The organism is Halomonas citrativorans (genome assembly GCF_014898005.1).
Taxonomy (GTDB): Bacteria; Pseudomonadota; Gammaproteobacteria; order Pseudomonadales; family Halomonadaceae; genus Vreelandella; species Vreelandella citrativorans.
Genome location: NZ_JABUYX010000010.1, coordinates 1 through 16,270 on the forward strand (window position 1 = coordinate 1; position 16,270 = coordinate 16,270).

At 53.2% G+C, this 16,270-nt stretch carries 16 protein-coding genes and 1 rRNA gene; 8 read left to right on the forward strand and 9 right to left on the reverse strand.

The window, feature by feature from the left end:
* Positions 1 to 137 precede the first annotated feature (137 nt).
* Together rrf and rlmM are read left to right on the forward strand one after the other, a co-directional pair.
* Positions 138 to 253: ribosomal RNA gene (gene rrf, locus INT20_RS10880) — 5S ribosomal RNA — on the forward strand.
* Between the two features lie 277 nt (positions 254 to 530).
* Positions 531 to 1,601 carry a 23S rRNA (cytidine(2498)-2'-O)-methyltransferase RlmM gene (gene rlmM / locus INT20_RS10885; protein WP_193056955.1) on the forward strand — a complete coding sequence of 357 codons (1,071 nt, stop codon included), beginning with the start codon at positions 531 to 533 and terminating at the stop codon, positions 1,599 to 1,601.
* 4 nt (positions 1,602 to 1,605) lie between these two features.
* Here rlmM and INT20_RS10890 read toward each other — a convergent pair whose 3' ends face one another.
* Positions 1,606 to 1,893: an antibiotic biosynthesis monooxygenase family protein gene (locus tag INT20_RS10890; RefSeq protein ID WP_087111672.1), complete on the reverse strand. Its 288-nt coding sequence runs from the start codon at positions 1,891 to 1,893 to the stop codon at positions 1,606 to 1,608.
* Between the two features lie 29 nt (positions 1,894 to 1,922).
* On the opposite strand from INT20_RS10890, the gene tusA reads away from it, so the two are divergent.
* Entirely contained in the window at positions 1,923 to 2,174 is a 252-nt protein-coding gene (gene tusA / locus INT20_RS10895; protein ID WP_087111670.1) for a sulfurtransferase TusA, read from the forward strand.
* An 89-nt stretch (positions 2,175 to 2,263) separates the two neighbouring features.
* Here the strand turns inward: tusA and INT20_RS10900 are convergent, their stop codons facing one another.
* From INT20_RS10900 to INT20_RS10910, 3 genes are all read right to left on the reverse strand, one after another.
* A complete protein-coding gene (locus INT20_RS10900) occupies positions 2,264 to 2,959 on the reverse strand; it encodes a hypothetical protein (protein WP_193056956.1) in 696 nt (231 codons plus the stop codon).
* Between the two features lie 109 nt (positions 2,960 to 3,068).
* On the reverse strand, positions 3,069 to 4,061 hold the full coding sequence (locus INT20_RS10905; RefSeq protein WP_319643854.1) for a DUF3080 family protein: 993 nt from the start codon (positions 4,059 to 4,061) through the stop codon (positions 3,069 to 3,071).
* A 3-nt stretch (positions 4,062 to 4,064) separates the two neighbouring features.
* Positions 4,065 to 5,483: an MATE family efflux transporter gene (locus tag INT20_RS10910; RefSeq protein WP_193055140.1), complete on the reverse strand. Its 1,419-nt coding sequence runs from the start codon at positions 5,481 to 5,483 to the stop codon at positions 4,065 to 4,067.
* A 139-nt stretch (positions 5,484 to 5,622) separates the two neighbouring features.
* Between INT20_RS10910 and INT20_RS10915 the strand changes: the two genes are divergently transcribed.
* Entirely contained in the window at positions 5,623 to 6,207 is a 585-nt protein-coding gene (locus tag INT20_RS10915) for an elongation factor P hydroxylase (RefSeq protein ID WP_193055139.1), read from the forward strand.
* Here the strand turns inward: INT20_RS10915 and INT20_RS10920 are convergent.
* Both INT20_RS10920 and INT20_RS10925 read right to left on the reverse strand, forming a co-directional pair.
* Complete coding sequence (locus INT20_RS10920) at positions 6,204 to 6,683, reverse strand: hypothetical protein (RefSeq protein ID WP_193055138.1); 480 nt, start codon at positions 6,681 to 6,683, stop codon at positions 6,204 to 6,206. The genes INT20_RS10915 and INT20_RS10920 overlap by 4 nt on opposite strands.
* Positions 6,684 to 6,696: 13 nt before the next feature.
* Positions 6,697 to 7,548 (reverse strand): TatD family hydrolase, encoded by an 852-nt coding sequence (locus tag INT20_RS10925; protein ID WP_193055137.1) that lies wholly within the window; start codon positions 7,546 to 7,548, stop codon positions 6,697 to 6,699.
* 133 nt (positions 7,549 to 7,681) lie between these two features.
* Here INT20_RS10925 and INT20_RS10930 point away from each other — a divergent pair, with 133 nt between their 5' ends.
* On the forward strand, positions 7,682 to 9,601 hold the full coding sequence (locus INT20_RS10930) for an ATP-binding cassette domain-containing protein (RefSeq protein ID WP_193055136.1): 1,920 nt from the start codon (positions 7,682 to 7,684) through the stop codon (positions 9,599 to 9,601).
* A 114-nt stretch (positions 9,602 to 9,715) separates the two neighbouring features.
* Here INT20_RS10930 and INT20_RS10935 read toward each other — a convergent pair whose 3' ends face one another.
* Positions 9,716 to 10,168, reverse strand: coding sequence for a universal stress protein (locus tag INT20_RS10935; protein ID WP_087111656.1), 453 nt, complete (start codon positions 10,166 to 10,168; stop codon positions 9,716 to 9,718).
* Between the two features lie 148 nt (positions 10,169 to 10,316).
* On the opposite strand from INT20_RS10935, the gene INT20_RS10940 reads away from it, so the two are divergent.
* Complete coding sequence (locus INT20_RS10940) at positions 10,317 to 10,856, forward strand: preprotein translocase subunit YajC (protein ID WP_193055150.1); 540 nt, start codon at positions 10,317 to 10,319, stop codon at positions 10,854 to 10,856.
* 8 nt (positions 10,857 to 10,864) lie between these two features.
* On the opposite strand, the gene slyA is transcribed toward INT20_RS10940, so the two are convergent.
* Positions 10,865 to 11,317, reverse strand: a complete 453-nt coding sequence (gene slyA / locus INT20_RS10945) for a transcriptional regulator SlyA (RefSeq protein ID WP_193055135.1) — start codon at positions 11,315 to 11,317, stop codon at positions 10,865 to 10,867.
* Positions 11,318 to 11,391: 74 nt separating this feature from the next.
* Positions 11,392 to 12,546, reverse strand: coding sequence for a DUF5924 family protein (locus tag INT20_RS10950; RefSeq protein WP_193056959.1), 1,155 nt, complete (start codon positions 12,544 to 12,546; stop codon positions 11,392 to 11,394).
* A gap of 299 nt (positions 12,547 to 12,845) precedes the next feature.
* On the opposite strand from INT20_RS10950, the gene fadB reads away from it, so the two are divergent.
* On the forward strand, positions 12,846 to 15,023 hold the full coding sequence (gene fadB / locus INT20_RS10955) for a fatty acid oxidation complex subunit alpha FadB (RefSeq protein ID WP_193055134.1): 2,178 nt from the start codon (positions 12,846 to 12,848) through the stop codon (positions 15,021 to 15,023).
* Positions 15,024 to 15,047: 24 nt separating this feature from the next.
* Positions 15,048 to 16,226 carry an acetyl-CoA C-acyltransferase FadA gene (gene fadA, locus INT20_RS10960; RefSeq protein WP_172118331.1) on the forward strand — a complete coding sequence of 393 codons (1,179 nt, stop codon included), beginning with the start codon at positions 15,048 to 15,050 and terminating at the stop codon, positions 16,224 to 16,226.
* Positions 16,227 to 16,270: the final 44 nt, after the last annotated feature.

The following is a 16,270-nucleotide window of genomic DNA, read 5'->3' on the forward strand; positions in this document are numbered from 1 at the left end:
TGAGGCTTGACCCTATAACACCCAAGGGGTCTGGTCGCAGTGACAACGATGACTACCGGATACGCGCGCTGGGCGAGAAAACCGCCTGGCACGAGAGACGATCACCCAACACAGCATGATGTACATTGCCCGTTACGCCTGACGACCATAGCGAGCGTGAACCACCTGATCCCTTGCCGAACTCAGTAGTGAAACCGCTTAGCGCCGATGGTAGTGTGGGGTCTCCCCATGCGAGAGTAGGTCATCGTCAGGCACTTATTGTGAAAAATCCCCCGGAGCTCAGGCCTCGGGGGATTTTTCTGTACATGAAGAAAGAAAAGGGTCTCCCCATGCGAGAGTCCCGGAGCGTCGGCCGGCGGATGGCCGCCCCGGTCATCGTCAGGCACTTATTTAACGAAGAACCCAGCCAATCGGCTGGGTTTTTTGTATGTGTGGAAGAAAATAAAGCACACGTGTTAATGGTATGATGCGTCCCCAGCGACTATATCAACCGGCTGTCACTTTGGGTGATAGACGCAATTTGAGGTGAAGTGGTGAGTGAAACGGTACCGACATCGTGGTTAGTTTACTGCCGCCCTGGTTTTGAACGTGATGCGCTGTCAGAAATGCAGCACCATGCAAAGCACCAAGGGGTACCCTGTGAACCTGCTTATGGGGAAGGGTGGGTCAGCCTAACGCGAACAGACGATGAACCCGTTAATGACTTGCACCGGCGGGCGGCTTTTAAAAGGCTTATTTTTGCTCGCCAAAGCCTAGCGGCCTTACCAGCACTCACCCTGTCACGAGACGATCGATTAACCGCTATTTTAGAGCAGGTTAAAGCTAGCGGCTGGAGTTTTGAAGAAATCTGGCATGAAACGCCCGATACTAATGATGGTAAGGCGCTGGTTGGCCTGATCAAAGCCCTTACCAAGCCGTTGCAAAGCATGTTAAAAAAACGCGGTGCACTACGCGGCAAGGCAGGTGGGCGTCGGTTACATATTTTTTGGACCGATGGTGATCGCGCCCAGCTAGGCATAAGTTTTCCCGGTAATCGTAGCGAGCTGCTTAACGGTATTCGTCGGTTGCGCTTCCCTTCGCGTGCACCAAGCCGCTCTACGCTTAAACTGGAAGAAGCATGGCATGAGTTTATCCCACGCGAAGAGTGGGAGGAGCGCTTGAGTGCGCATATGCAGGCAGCAGATCTAGGAGCCGCGCCCGGTGGATGGACATGGCAGTTGGTGCAGCGGGGCATGTACGTTTATGCCATTGATAATGGGCCAATGGATAAGCAGCTAATGGCCACTGGGCAAGTTGATCACCTTAAAGAAGATGGCTTTACCTGGGAGCCGCCTCAGTGTTTGGATTGGCTGGTATGTGACATCGTGGATAAGCCCGTACGGGTGCTGGCGATGGTCGAGCGTTGGCTAACGCGTAAATGGTGTAGAGAGGCTATTTTTAACCTCAAACTACCCATGAAGAAACGTTGGGATGAAGTAACGCGCTGTTTGGAAACATTGGAAGAAGCGCTTAAAAACGCGGGTGTTGGTGCCCACATAAACTGTAGGCACCTTTATCACGACCGGGAAGAAGTGACTGTGCACGTAAGGCTAACCCACTAAGGTGTTAATAGCCCGCTTCATAGATGCGGATCGTCTCGTCTTCTGTTAATAGCGGTAAAATACGTTGCATCGCAGTGGCACGCGCATCGCTGGCGTGCCACTCTTTCCAGGCGCGTAAATCGCGCCATTTGGTAATCATCAAGCGTCGATCCGTATGGCCTTGTTGTGCCAGCGTTTCACCGCTGACAAAGCCTCTGACACCGAGCGAAACACGCATGACTTCGCGTGCGGCCTGTTCATACTCATCTTCAAGGCCAGGCATAATACGCCGTTCGATGATAACTTTAATCATGCTATCTAGTTCCTAAACCGAGGATATGAATGGCTGACACGACTGATGCCTCACCCCACTACGACACCGTTCTGGACACCACAGGGCTTTATTGTCCTGAACCTATCATGCTAATGCACAACAAGGTGCGTGATATGAGCTCAGGTCAAGTGCTTAAAGTTGTGGCAACAGATCCTGCTACCACGCGTGATGTACCTAAATTTTGTCAATTTTTGGGTCATGAGCTTGTCGACCGCAGTGAATCAGCAGAAAGCTACGTTTACTTTATACGCTTAGCGTAAAGATGTGCAGCCGTGCGCGGCAAAAAATCGACTAATGGTGAATAGCCTCGCACGGTGCGCATAATTAAACAGGTGTACCGCCTCATACGTTAATCGCCTGGCACGACCATCATGGCTAATGTCTCAAGGGTAGCGGGATCTTCCTCAAGAATACGGTTAGCGATATGGCGCTGAAAGTAATAAACGCTCGGGTGGCAGGAGCGTGCACTGTAGAGGCACTTATCACCCAACAGAATGGGTGTCATTGTGGCCTTTTCTTCATCAGCAAGTAAGGCATCAATAGAGCCATCGCTGTACAAACGCCATCCGTAAACGGGTTTCATATGCCACGGTGCATTGGGGTGATTCATGCACAATGCATGAGTGCCCAGGGTATCGGGAATTTGCTGGATGAGCGTAACGTCTCCCGACGCTTCATACTCAAAATAGTCAGCGGCAGCCGTCAGCTCGTAATATTTGTGGTCGGGCGGTGACTCAAAGATCTCTTCTGTTTCTGGATCGCGATAGCCAACAAAATAGCCGTTTTCCTGGCTATCCACCTCTTGGCAGGCGGTTAGTGTTTCCATCCAGGGCACCAACCCAACAACATGGCCATCGGCTCTTAAGCCCCAGGCCAGAATGGGCATGCCAAAATAGGAATCGGGGCTCGCAGCGAGCTGGTATACCATTTCCAACCCGTCTAACTCGGGCGCTAAACGAACCAAACTTTTTTGCGCCTGCTGACGCAGGCGCACGGTATCCAGGTCGATGACCTGGGCAGAGCGGGGTGACTGGGATACGCCCATGATGTCCCTCCTAATGCTGCGTGGCCACGACATTGGTAAACAAGAAATGCTTACCGCATCCTTCACCAATAGCACAGGTTGCCCATAAGGTTAAGAGGGAGGCGAATATTTAATCGCTTAAACAGACTGAGTGCATTTCTCTAAGCGATAAGTGGTGCGTTTTGGCCTGCTGATACTGCTGCCAAGGCGCTTGTGCGTTATCAAGCGCGAGCCATTGGGTTTGGTAAACACGTACCGCTTCTGGCAAGGCAGCGCTTTGGCTGTTTATCAGCCTGTTGATAGCGAGTAGCCACTGTTGCGCGTTAGCTTCAAGGAGGTCCAGGGCTTCAGTGTCCCACGCTGTTAAACACGCTTCATGGTGTGGATCATGCTGGGGTAAGTACTCGCTGGCGTCTTGCAAACGTTGTTCGGCAAGTAGCAATGTGCGCAGTATCTCGGCAGTTAAGGGGCGTTCTTGAAGGTGCTTGAGGTGGTTTTCAAGCTGAGAGGAGTCTTGCTGCCATGCTTGGCTAAACTGGCTATCTACCATCTGCTGCAAATAATCGACAGCGGCAAGCTGCTGCGCAATCGCTGGAAAATCACTCATCGCTAGCGGTTGGCTTGCCCGAGAGAAGCTTTTTATCCACTCATCAGAATCGAAAATAGCATTCCAGCTAACAGCGGATAGTTGGGCTGTTTTCAGAGCAGTAAGCTGCTCAAGGCGCTCTTTATCGCGCTCGCTTAACCGGTCAGGGACATCGCTTTCCTGGCATGCCGCCAAGCGTTGCCATAACTCACGCTCGTAAAGCCAGTGCTGGCTGGGCGGCGCAACCCGGCCAAGCTGATTGTTGCGGGCTGCAATCAGCGACGTGATGTGACACTCGCGCAACGCGTAAATATTGAGTATGCCATCGCGGGTTTCAGCTACCTCAATCAGCCTTTCTTGGCGTTCTGGAAATACCCCTATGTTGGATACCTCTGTGCGCTCGCGCGGAGGCGAGGAAAGGTCTTCGGCTAATTGCTGGTGATAGGCGACCCATGGCTGCTCTGCCTCATGATCGCTGCAACCTGCCAAAATCGACATTGCCGTGAACATAACGAAAAGAAGCCACTGGTTTGTCACTTCTTACCCCTGTCGGCTAATCCATTTTAAACGCCAGGCCAACAACAGTGCGGCGGTGCTAAGCCCTGCAATCAAGCCTATCCAGTACCCATGAACACCTAAAGGCTCGGTTAAACCGCTTGCACCATGCACACCTAACCAGTAACCGCCTCCAAGGCCTACAAGCCAGTAGGAAAGCACTGTAATGACCATGACGATGCGGGTGTCCTTATACCCTCGTAGCGCGCCTGCCAGGTTCACCTGAAGCGAATCAGAGAGCTGGAAGATGACCGCAAGGGCGATGAGGGTAAGGGTTAGCGCCTGTATCTCAGAGTTCGAGGTATACAAGGCAATCACCGGCTTGGCAGTTAGCCACAAAAAGAGGCTGTTAAACGCCGCAATCAGTATACTCACCACCACACCATTCCATGCGACCTGGCGAGCCAGTGTCAGGCGATGCTGGCCTAGGGTATTACCCACGCGTACCGTTAATGCCATGCTCAATGAAAGCGGCAGCATAAACAGAATAGAAGTAAAGCTGAGCGCGATTTGGTGAGCACCTACGGTTATCTCGCCCAGGCTAGCAACAAACAGGGCGATCAAGGTGAACAGGGTCACCTCAACAAAAATGGCCACGCCAATCGGCATGCCTACAAAAATCAGCTCTTTAATACCCGCCAGCTGTGGAGGCGTAAAACGGTGCCATAGCGACACGTTTTGGTAAGCACGCCCTCGGCGAGTATACAGCAGCATGATTAACATCATGGTCCACATGGAGATAGCCGTCGCGATCCCACAGCCAAAGGCACCCATGGCCGGAATTTGTTGCAGAATATCGGGAACGCCGCTACCCAACAAATTGACCAGCCCGTCGCCGCCGTAGATCAGCAGGTAGTTGGCCGGAATATTCACGAGCAAACCGATGACACTGATCCACAATGATGGCCGCGTATGGTTCATGCCATCCGAAAACGCGCGTAATGCTTGAAAGAGGGCAATACCGGGCATACCGAACGCCACCGCTGAAAGATAAGCAGCTGATTCTTGAGCGACTTGAGCCGGTACATCCATTAATTCGAAAATGGGCATGACGCTGGTTCTAAGCAGAATCGCGGCGATAATGCCTAGCACCAAGGCCACCCATAATCCTTGATGAACCGCAGGGCGAATGGCATTGCTTCGCTGTCCGCCGAGGTGATAAGCGACAATAGGGGTAAGCCCCATGAGCGTGCCCGTCATAAAGAGCATCAAGGGCGCCCATAAACTGGTACCTACTGAGACTGCTGCCAGCGACGTAGCGTTAAAGCGTCCCGTCATCATGACATCGACTACCCCCATGCCAGCCTGGGCAAGCTGCGCGCCACAAATAGGCAGCGCCAATAAAATTAAGGCACGGGTTTCTGGCCAGTAGGTGGTTTTGATATCGTCAGCAAAGCGGGCCAAGGAAAGGCTCTCCGTTAGTAAAGTAATCTATAAAACGCCGCTAGATTAGCAGGAGTCGCTGGTTTTTGCCGTTTAGACTTCAGCCTACCTAACGAGGGCCGTTATACTAGGCAAAAAGGCCTTAAATAACGAGGATATTGTGGTTCACGCAGACGACAAGTGGTTACTTGAGGATATTACGGCACTCTTTGATGGCATTTTTATGCCGCGCTATCAAACCCGGTTAGTGCGGGGTGAAGATGAGCCGCTTTATCGACCGGCAAGTAAGGAAGCGCCTTATCATCAGATTATCTTTGCCCGTGGGTTTTATGCCAGCGCCCTGCATGAAATTAGCCACTGGTGTATTGCCGGTGCCAAGCGCCGTCAGTTGGAAGATTATGGCTACTGGTATTTGCCCGATGGGCGTAATGCCCAGGAGCAGAGCGCTTTTGAGCAAGCCGAAATTGCCCCTCAGGCGTTGGAGTCACTGTTTGCCGACGCGTGTGGGCGCATCTTTCATGTCAGCGTGGATAACTTGGGGGGCGATGTTGACGTCGATCGTGACGCATTTGCGGAGAAGGTAAACGCCCGAAAGCAGCGCTATTTACAAGAAGGCCTGCCCACGCGCGCCAACGCCCTTTATGTGGCGTTGACGTCGTTTTATCAGCGCAAAGAGCCACTAGCCGCTGCGATTACCCAAGGCCAGGCAGTCTTGGGTCAAGCGCCTGTGGCTGCTAATGCTTAATCCGTTTCGGTTAAGCGCTGGTGCAAGGACAGCATGACCTCAAGCTCATGTTCGGGGCGCATGGGCTCCAGGCCCAGCTCGCTGAATGTCTCACGTCGCTGGCGGTGCCATTCACCCGGCGTGATAGACGGGTAGAGCACCGATGCCGGCGCCAGTTCTACAAAAGGGTCCAGCCCATACGTATCAAATAGACGCGCCAGCGCCGCCTCGTCCTCACCATTGTCGCTGGTATAAAGAGTGGCGGAGAAGTAATCGTTTTCCAGCTCGCGGATCACCTCAAGGGGGCTAACGCCCAGGCTCTCAAGTTCCTCGATGCTGTAAGTGCCCATGGCATTGGTATCTTCCTTGATCCAGCTATCGTCTGGTTGGATCAAGGTTTCCTTAACGCGTCCATCAGGCAATGACCAGGCTATGGCAAGGGGGAGGCCATCTTCTTCGCCCGTTTCAATGGCAATAAATCCTGGGTAATCGGCCACGCTCGTACTCCTTTCAAGATTCTGTAGGCAGGCGGAAAAAGCGCTGTGCAGTTTGCGTCGTGGCGCTACCTAGTTCAGCTTCGCTGATACCGCGCCACTGGGCAATTTCTTTTACGATCCACGGCAGAAGCGCTGGCTCATGGCGGCGCCCTTTGAGTTTAGCGAGTAGATTGCGGGGCAGCAGGTAAGGGCAGTCGGTCTCCACCATCAAGCGCTCCAGCGGAATATCGTTAACCAGCGGACGCAAGTGATGGCCGCGACGCTCATCGCAAATCCAGCCGGTCAGACCAATATGCATATCCAGGTCCAGATAGCCGTACAGCGTATCGCGGTCAGCGGTAAAGCAGTGTACAACCGCGTCGCTGATATCATCGCGCCAAGCGGCCAGTATTTCGCGCATTCGCGCGCCTGCATCGCGCTCATGTAGAAAAAGCGGTAGGCCGCTTTCAACAGCTAGTGCCAACTGCGCTTCAAACGCATGCTCTTGCTCGGCAGGCGTCGAAAAATTGCGATTGAAATCCAGCCCGCATTCGCCAACGGCGACCACCTTCGGATGTGCGTGCAAGGCTTTCATCTTGTTTGCCAGTTCTGCATTCCAGCAACTGGCATCATGCGGGTGAATGCCCGCCGTTGCGAAAAGGCCGGGATATTGCCCGGAAAGGGCTATTGCCTGCTCGGCGTGCGCCAGGTCCGTGCCCGTGACAATCATTGTATTAACATGAGCAGCATGAGCCCGCGCGATGACGTCATCAAGATCACGATCAAAGCTTTCGTGCGTCAAATTAGCGCCAATATCGACCAACGGAGACGTAGGGCGAAATTGAAGCGCTTCAGGTAAAACGTTATCGACTGCCGATGAAGCCAAGCGTTACTCCTTCGTCGAAAATAGCAAACCAGTATTGTAACGCTAAGCACACGTATCGACTAATGCGTGAAGCTTCCCCTCTACTGCTGTCCATGCGTTACACTGTGCGCCTCACGACGATGGAGGATACTGCGTGACCTTGTTACGACTCGAACAGCTGCAACTTGCCTACGGCACCCAAGTACTGTTGAACCGCGCTGACCTTACGGTCGAAAAAGGCGAGCGGCTGGCGCTGGTCGGGCGCAACGGCACCGGTAAATCTACGCTTTTAAAATTAGTGGCGGGTGATATTCAGGCAGATGACGGCTCGGTTTGGCGAGCGCCTGGCTTGAAAATTGGGGTGTTGGCTCAGGAGTTACCTGAGTCATCGGGCATGACTATTTTCGACATGGTCGCACAGGGTCTGCCTGAGGCGGGCGAGCTGCTATCTGAATATCAGCACTTGATCAACGATCCCGACCCGGACATGAATCGCATGGCGACGTTGCAAACCCGCATCGAAGCGATTGATGGCTGGTCGTTCCATCAGCGTATTGATGTTGTGCTAACGCGGCTGGGACTTCCTCCTGAAACTGAGATGAGTTCTCTTTCAGGCGGCTGGCGTCGCCGGGTCGCGTTAGCGCGAGCGCTGGTGTCTGAGCCTGATTTACTTCTACTTGATGAGCCGACCAACCATTTGGACCTGGACACCATTGCATGGCTTGAAGAGCAGCTTCTGGCTTTTAATGGTGCGGTGCTGTTGATTACCCACGACCGGGCGTTTCTTTCCAGGCTGGCGACTAATATTCTTGAGCTTGATCGTGGCAAGCTGGGCCGCTACCCGGGCAAATACGAAGAGTTTCAGGCTCGCAAGCAGCACGAGCTTGAAGTTGAAGCGCGGGAAAATGCCGAGTTCGATAAAAAGCTGGCGCAGGAAGAGACCTGGATACGCCAAGGGGTTAAAGCGCGCCGTACCCGTAATGAGGGACGGGTGCGTGCTCTTGAAGCCATGCGCGACGAGCGCAGCCAGCGCCGTGAACGCCAAGGCACTGCTAACCTGACCGTTGATAGTGGTGAACGTACCGGTAAGCGGGTAGTTGAGCTTAAAGGGGTGACTCAGCGCTTTGGTAACGACGTTATTCTGCGTAATGTGAATCTGGAAGTCGTGCGCGGCGACCGTATTGGTTTTCTCGGGCGCAATGGTGCGGGCAAAACAACACTACTTAAAATTCTGTTGGGTGAGCTAGCACCGACCGAAGGCAGTGTACAGCTAGGCACGAACCTTAAAGTGGCCTACTTTGACCAACTGCGTGCAGGACTTGAACTGGAAAAAACAGTTTACGATAACGTGGCCCAAGGCAGTGACCGAGTCAGCGTCGGTGGCAAGGATCGCCATGTCATGAGCTACCTGCAGGATTTCCTGTTTACGCCTGACCGCGTGCGTCAGCCTGTAAAAGCACTGTCGGGCGGGGAGTCTAATCGCCTGCTCTTGGCCAAGCTGTTTACCCAACCTGCCAACGTGTTGGTGCTTGATGAGCCGACCAACGACCTGGATATGGAAACCCTGGAGCTGCTTGAAGAGCTGTTGCTGGACTTTGACGGTACGCTGCTACTGGTTTCCCACGACCGAACCTTTATGGACAATGTGGTGACCAGCATGCTGGCCTTTGAAGGCGAAGGCGTTGTCCGTGAATACGTGGGCGGTTACACCGATTGGATACGTCAGGGCGGTAAGCTACCGCCTGCCCCTTGGGAAGGCGCGGCGCGTCAACAAACCGAGCCCACCAGCGCGGCGGTGGAAAAAGCACCCGAGAAGGCACCTGAAGAGCCCGCTAAAAAAAACGTCAAGCTCTCCTATAAGTTTCAGCGCGAGCTGGATGCATTGCCTGCCGACATCGAGCGGCTTGAAGCCAGTGTCGAAGCGCTGGAGCAAGTGGTAGGCGATCCCGCGTTTTATCAGCAGGAGGCCAGCGCGGTAACAGCGAAACTACAAGAGCTAGAGCATGCTCAGCAGGCGCTTGAAGCCGCCATGGAACGCTGGATGGAGCTTGAAGCCATGGCCAACGGCGAATAGCGGAAACTCAAGTGTATGTTCCCAAAGGCACCTGGTCGGTGCCTTTGGGGATAGTAGCTTTTTGAACAGAAGCGTTCGATATGCAAGTAAGGCGCCGAGAATAAGCGCGTATACTTATTCGTCGCTGCTCTCGCCCTTTTTGCCAACCCGTACGGCGAGTACATCACACTGCGCGCCGTGCAGCACGCCTGTTGACGTTGAACCCAGTAGCAGGGCAAAGCCGTGTCTTCCGTGGGAGCCAACCACAATCAAATCAACGTTATGTTCATCCGCGAAGCGATGAATTTCCGTGTCGGGCATGCCCACCACTACGTGCTGGTCGGCCTTGTCGATATGAGGGGTCGCAATTTCAGCCAGGCGCTGCTTTGCATGCTCATCCAATTGGTCTTGAATGCTGGTAAGGTCCATCGGGATATCACCTCCATAGGCGAAACCCAAAGGCTCAAGGGTATGCATAATGGAGATTTTGGCACCATTGTTGCGCTCAGCGATAACGATCGCGCGCTCTAGTACCTTGTGAGAATCTTTTGTTAGGTCAACGGCAACCAGAATATGGTGATAGCTCATGGCTTATCTCCTTGGCGATAATTAACAAAGAAGCAAACTTTGTTAGATAACCTTTACTTTAAGCTGCATGGACAATCTTAACAACGATCTGCGTCATGGTTTTTTTAACGTGTTAACAGCGTACGACTGAAATAGGGTGGAAGCAGTGATGGTATGGTTAATTATCGTTTTTGTATTGTTATTTGTGATGGCGCCGGTCATGTGGCTCAAGCCAAGCCCGCGTCAGGTAAGGCAAATGGCGTTGCGTAACGGTGCTAAGCAACAAGGGGTCAGCGTTAAAATGGAAAAACCCCCGCTGCACCATTTTAGGGGCACCATGCCCGCTTATCGTTGGCACTATCCTCAGGATGCGCCAGGCCCGGACTTTGTGCTGCTACGGGACAGCAATGCCAGTGCCGTACTAGAACCCTATTATGCTGGCTGGCGTTGGCGTATTGCACCGTTGCGCGATTTACCTGAAAGTGCCAGTGCGCCGTTAAAAGCACTCTTGGAGCGGCTGCCTCAGGATGCACTAGTGATTGAATCGACGCCTTATGCGCTAACGCTTTGGTGGTGGGAGTCGCAAACCGCCGAGCGTTTTTCCACTTATCTTGCAGACGTAAAGCAATTAAAGGGCGCGCTAAGCGGCTTATCGGACCAGCCGCTAGGCAAGCCGTTGGATAGTCGAAACGGTGCGCATCACCGCTAGATGAGCACCTAAGCAGTAGGGGGGTCTTGCTCGCGTGCTTGAATGGCTAGCCCGTTTGATTCAATTATTGACAACCATTCATTAAGCTGTTCAAGCTCACGCTCACCAAGCCCGACAAAAAACTCTCCACGGGCTTGGGTGACCACCGCATCAATTTTTTCTAAAAGCGGCATTGCTGCTGGCGTAAGGTAAATACGCTTGCTGCGTCGGTCACTATCACAAGCGCGTCGCTCAACCAGACCCTGCTCCTCAAGTTGGCCCAGTGTACGAACAAGTGAAGGGGCCTCAACACCAATCGCTCGCGCCAGGTCGCACTGGGGATGTCCCTCACCCAAGCGCCAGATATGATAAAGCGTGACCCAACGCGTTTGGGTAAGCCCCAAAGGAGCGAGCCTACGATCCAAAATTGAGCGCCACAAATGCGGCAGGCGTGCAAGACGAAAACCAATCGATGAAGCCATGGGCAACTCGCTACCAAAAAGTGGGAGGGTAGATTGTCATTAGCTATGGCTTGGATTGCAAGCCATAGGCGGACTTAGTCGCTTGTCGGCGTGTCAGAGCGTTCACGGCTTCCTGGCACAAAACGACGTAAATTAAGTCTGCTTAAACCGCTGGCGTGAATAGCGCTATCGGCTTTAGAGGCCTTTTGTAAGTCTTCCGATACCGTAAAACGAATCAGCCCCACGCGTTGACCACTATCGGTCATGATATCTACTCGCCAGTCACCTGATGGATCAGCAGGAAAGTTAAGCTTATGACTCCATGCCCGATAACCCTGTTCACGCCCACCACTAATGTCCAGCCGGACGGTATCTAACGGTTCACCGTTATGACGCCAGGCGTGGTAAATAGTTTCGCTTAATCCTCGTGGGGCACGGATCGCGGTATACACATAAAGGCCGTTTTCACGAATAGCATCCGGCGTCAGCGCAATGGAACCCTGCGGTTCTCGCTGCTGAATATCAAGCGAAGGGGAGAGCGCACTGCTGGTCAACCAAAGGCTTGCGGGCGGCACCCAAATACGGCCTATCCAGGCAGCATACGCAAGTGCAAGCGTTAGCCCTAGAAATAGGCACCAGCGTTTTAACGAGCGCTGCTTGAGTAAATGCCAAAAGCTGGGAAGCGCTACCAGTACCATCAAAGACATCGCTAACAAAAGGCTTTGTCCGGTCGTGAGATGGAGCATGATCGGTAGCGTTACCAGCATCACCAAAAAAACGCACAGCGCATGGAAAATAAAATAGAGACTGCGCCAGCGGCCAGCTACCTTGTAATAAAGCGGGTCGATAATTGATAACAGCGCCATGCCAATGACCAAGAGAGCAAATAGCGTTTGTCCGCTGTTCCATACCGTCGTAATTAAAATGAACGGAAGGGTAAAAAACAGCGTCTCCTGGTGAATCATTTGGGCAATAAACGTAGTGGCGCCACGGTGCAGGGTAGGGTGGCCGCGCTTGGCCAGCCAGCGGCCAATTAAACTTTCAGAAAGCAGCAGCGTCCAGGTAAATAGCAGCCCCAGCGCTAGCGCCGCACCTAGCCACTGCTGACGGTCGACCAGAAAAAAACTGCCCACTCCCGCTGAAAATGCCATGGCCGGCCATAGCCAGCTCCAGGGTTTAATGCGCTCCACTAAGCGCTCGGTAAAGTGCTGAATGGCTTTTATGCGCGTCGGTGTTAACAGGGCGCCCATGAATATATGACCCATAGTGAAAAAAATCATGATCCATGGGTTTCTGAAAAAAGTCGATGCCCAGCAGGTAATCGTCTTAATGTGTCCTTAATAACGGAATATTTAGGTGATGAGAAAGTGTACTCCCTGGCAGGGATTAGCCAAAAGTCAGGGCTTGACGTTGTTGGATAACTCAACCAAGCTAACGCTATCAAACGACCGTATGAAATGCTGACGAACCAGCCAGGGACTTGTCGCTAAAACTTGCTGCAAGAGTCTGCTGACAGGAGCGCCAGTTCAAACCTGTGGAGAGAGCACGGATGATCTATCAAGGCAATGCCATCACGGTGGAGCGTCGTGACACCCTGAGTGGCCATCACATCGCGCGGCTTATTTTTGATTTAAAAGATGAGTCCGTTAATAAGCTTTCCAGCGCTGTTGTTACCGAGCTGGGAGAGGCCGTTAGCGCTCTTCAGGCGGTAGATGACTTGCAGGGCCTGATGATTGGCAGCGGCAAAGACGCATTCATTGTCGGGGCGGATATCACCGAGTTTCATAGCCTGTTCACTAAAGGTGAAGCGTACCTTGAAGAGATGAACCTCAAGGTGCACGAGATATTTAATGCGATTGAAGATCTCCCTTTTCCAACCGTTGCCGCTATTAATGGCCTTGCCTTGGGTGGCGGGTGCGAAGTGCTGCTCACCACGGATTTTCGCGTGATGAGCGAAAAAGCTAAAATTGGACTTCCGGAAACCAAACTGGGCATTTTGCCGGGCTGGGGTGGTTGTGTACGCTTGCCACGCTTGATTGGCGCTGACAATGCGATTGAATGGATTGCCGGTGGCACTGAAAACCGCGCCGATGCGGCGCTAAAAGACGGCGCTGTCGATGCCGTGGTCACGCCCGAGCAGCTAGAGGAGGCGGCGCTAGACATACTCGACCGCGCTAACGCTGGCGAGCTTGATTACCAGGCGCGTCGCGCAGAGAAAAAAGGCCCCTTAAAGCTCAATGCTATCGAACAAATGATGGCGTTTGAAACGGCCAAAGGGTATGTCGCCGGCAAAGCGGGCCCTCACTATCCAGCGCCTATTGAAGCTATCAAGGTTATTCAAAAAGGTGCGGGTGAAGAGCGCAGTCGCGCCCAGGCCATTGAGGCGAAAGCCTTTGCCAAGCTTGCGCTAAGCAGCGTGGCATTTAACCTGGTCGGTCTGTTTATGAACGATCAGGTCGTCAAAAAGAAAGCCAGCAAGTATGAAAAGCAGGCGCAGCCTGTTAAGCAAACGGCCGTGTTGGGCGCCGGTATAATGGGCGGTGGTATTGCTTACCAAAGCGCCTCTAAAGGCACGCCTATCTTGATGAAAGACATCAAGGATGAAGCCATTGAACTGGGCCTGAAAGAGTCCCGTAAACTATTCGCCAAGCAGGTTGAGCGTAAAAAACTCACCAGTGAGCAAATGGCGGAAAAGCTGACCAATATTCGCCCCACGCTCTCCTACGGCGACTTCGGCAATGTTGATTTGGTGGTTGAAGCGGTTGTTGAAAATCCCAAGGTAAAAGGTGCGGTGCTCAGCGAAGTCGAAGAGATGGTAGGAGAGAATACGATCCTGACCTCCAACACATCGACCATTTCGATTAACCGCTTGGCTCAGAATCTGAAGCGCCCTGAAAATTTCTGTGGCATGCACTTTTTTAACCCTGTGCATCGCATGCCGCTGGTTGAAGTTATTCGCGGTGAAAAAACCTCTGACGCAGCCGTTGCGGCGACGGTGGCTTATGCTCGTGCCATGGGGAAAACGCCCATTGTGGTGAATGACTGCCCCGGCTTTTTAGTAAACCGTGTGCTGTTCCCCTATTTCGGCGGCTTCAGCTTCCTGGTCGAGCAGGGTGCCGACTTCCAGCGTGTTGATAAGGTCATGGAGAAGTTTGGCTGGCCGATGGGGCCTGCTTACCTGCTGGATGTGGTCGGTATGGATACGGCGGTTCACGCTAATGACGTCATGGCGGAAGGCTTCCCGGACCGCATGGCGCGTGAAGGCAAAACGGCAATCCAGGTGATGTACGAAAACGAGCGCCTGGGCCAGAAAAACGCCAAGGGTTTTTATGCCTATGAAGAGGATAAAAAAGGCAAGCCCAAAAAAGTAACGGATGAGCAGGCCTACGCGTTAATCGAGGAAGTGGTTAGCGACAAAAAAGAGTTCTCCGACGAGGATATTATTGCCCGCATGATGGTGCCGCTCTGCATGGAGACGGTTCGTTGTCTGGAAGACAATATTGTTGATACGCCTGCCGAAGCGGATATGGCGCTGATTTACGGTATTGGTTTCCCGCCTTTCCGCGGTGGCGCGCTGCGCTATATCGACGCCATGGGCGTGGCGGAGTTCGTCAAACTGGCGGAAGGATTGGCTGAAGAGCTCGGCCCGCTGTACGCGCCGACTGAAAAGCTGCGCCAAATGGCGAAGAACAATGAGCAGTTTTATCCCGCCCCCGGTCAGGCCTAAGTCACCGCGAACAGGAGAAATAAGATGAGTTTGAATCCCAGAGATATCGTGGTGGTCGACGGTGTACGTACCGCCATGGCAAAAGCCAAGCATGGCGCATTTCGTAACGTTCGTGCGGAAAACCTGTCCGCTGCTGTCATGCAGGCGTTGTTTACCCGTAATCCCAATCTAGACCCTTCTGAAGTAGATGATGTAATTTGGGGCTGCGTTAACCAGACCCTTGAACAAGCCATGAACATTGCTCGCAACGCGGCGATCATGACCGGCATTCCACGCTCGGTGCCGGCTCAAACCGTTAACCGTCTGTGTGGCTCCTCCATGACTGCGCTGCATATTGCAGCGGCGAATATCAAAGCGGGCATGGGCGATTTCTACATCATTGGTGGTGTAGAACACATGGAACATGTGCCCATGGCGCATGGGGTTGATGTAAACCCTGCGATTAGTAAATACGCCGCTAAAGCCTCCATGATGATGGGGCTGACCGCTGAGCTACTAGGTAAGATGCACGGTATTACGCGGGAGGATCAGGACCGGTTTGGCGTGCGTTCGCACCAGCGTGCTCAGGCAGCAATGGAGAAAGGCTACTTCGATAACGAGATTGTCGGTGTTGAAGGCCATGACCAGCGCGGCTTTAAAGTGCTGTTCAAGAGCGATGAAGTGATCCGCTCTGATGCAAGCTTTGAGTCCATGGCCCAGCTTAAGCCGGTGTTTGATCCGCGTAGCGGCACCGTCTCGGCAGGCACGTCGTCAGCGCTTTCCGTGGGTGCTTCCGCCATGGCGATCATGAGCTACGAGCGCGCCCAGGCGTTGGGGCTTGAGCCTATCGCTAAAGTGCTTTCCACAGGTGTGGCTGGGTGCGATGCATCCATTATGGGCTATGGCCCGGTGCCTGCCTCGAAAAAGGCGCTGAAAGCGGCGGGGCTTTCGTCGGATGATATCCAGACTGTCGAGCTTAACGAAGCCTTTGCAGCGCAAAGTCTGCCGGTATTAAAAGACCTGGGCTTTTTGGATGCCATGGACGAAAAGGTTAACTTAAACGGTGGTGCGATTGCCTTGGGCCACCCTCTCGGTTGTTCCGGTTCACGCATCAGCACCACGCTGCTTAACGTTATGCAGCAGCGCGACACCACGTTAGGCCTGGCCACCATGTGCATTGGTATGGGGCAGGGGGTTGCGACGGTATTTGAGCGCTTGAAGTAACCAGCCCTATGCACTGATAAACGGTACCTATCAAGGTGCCGTTT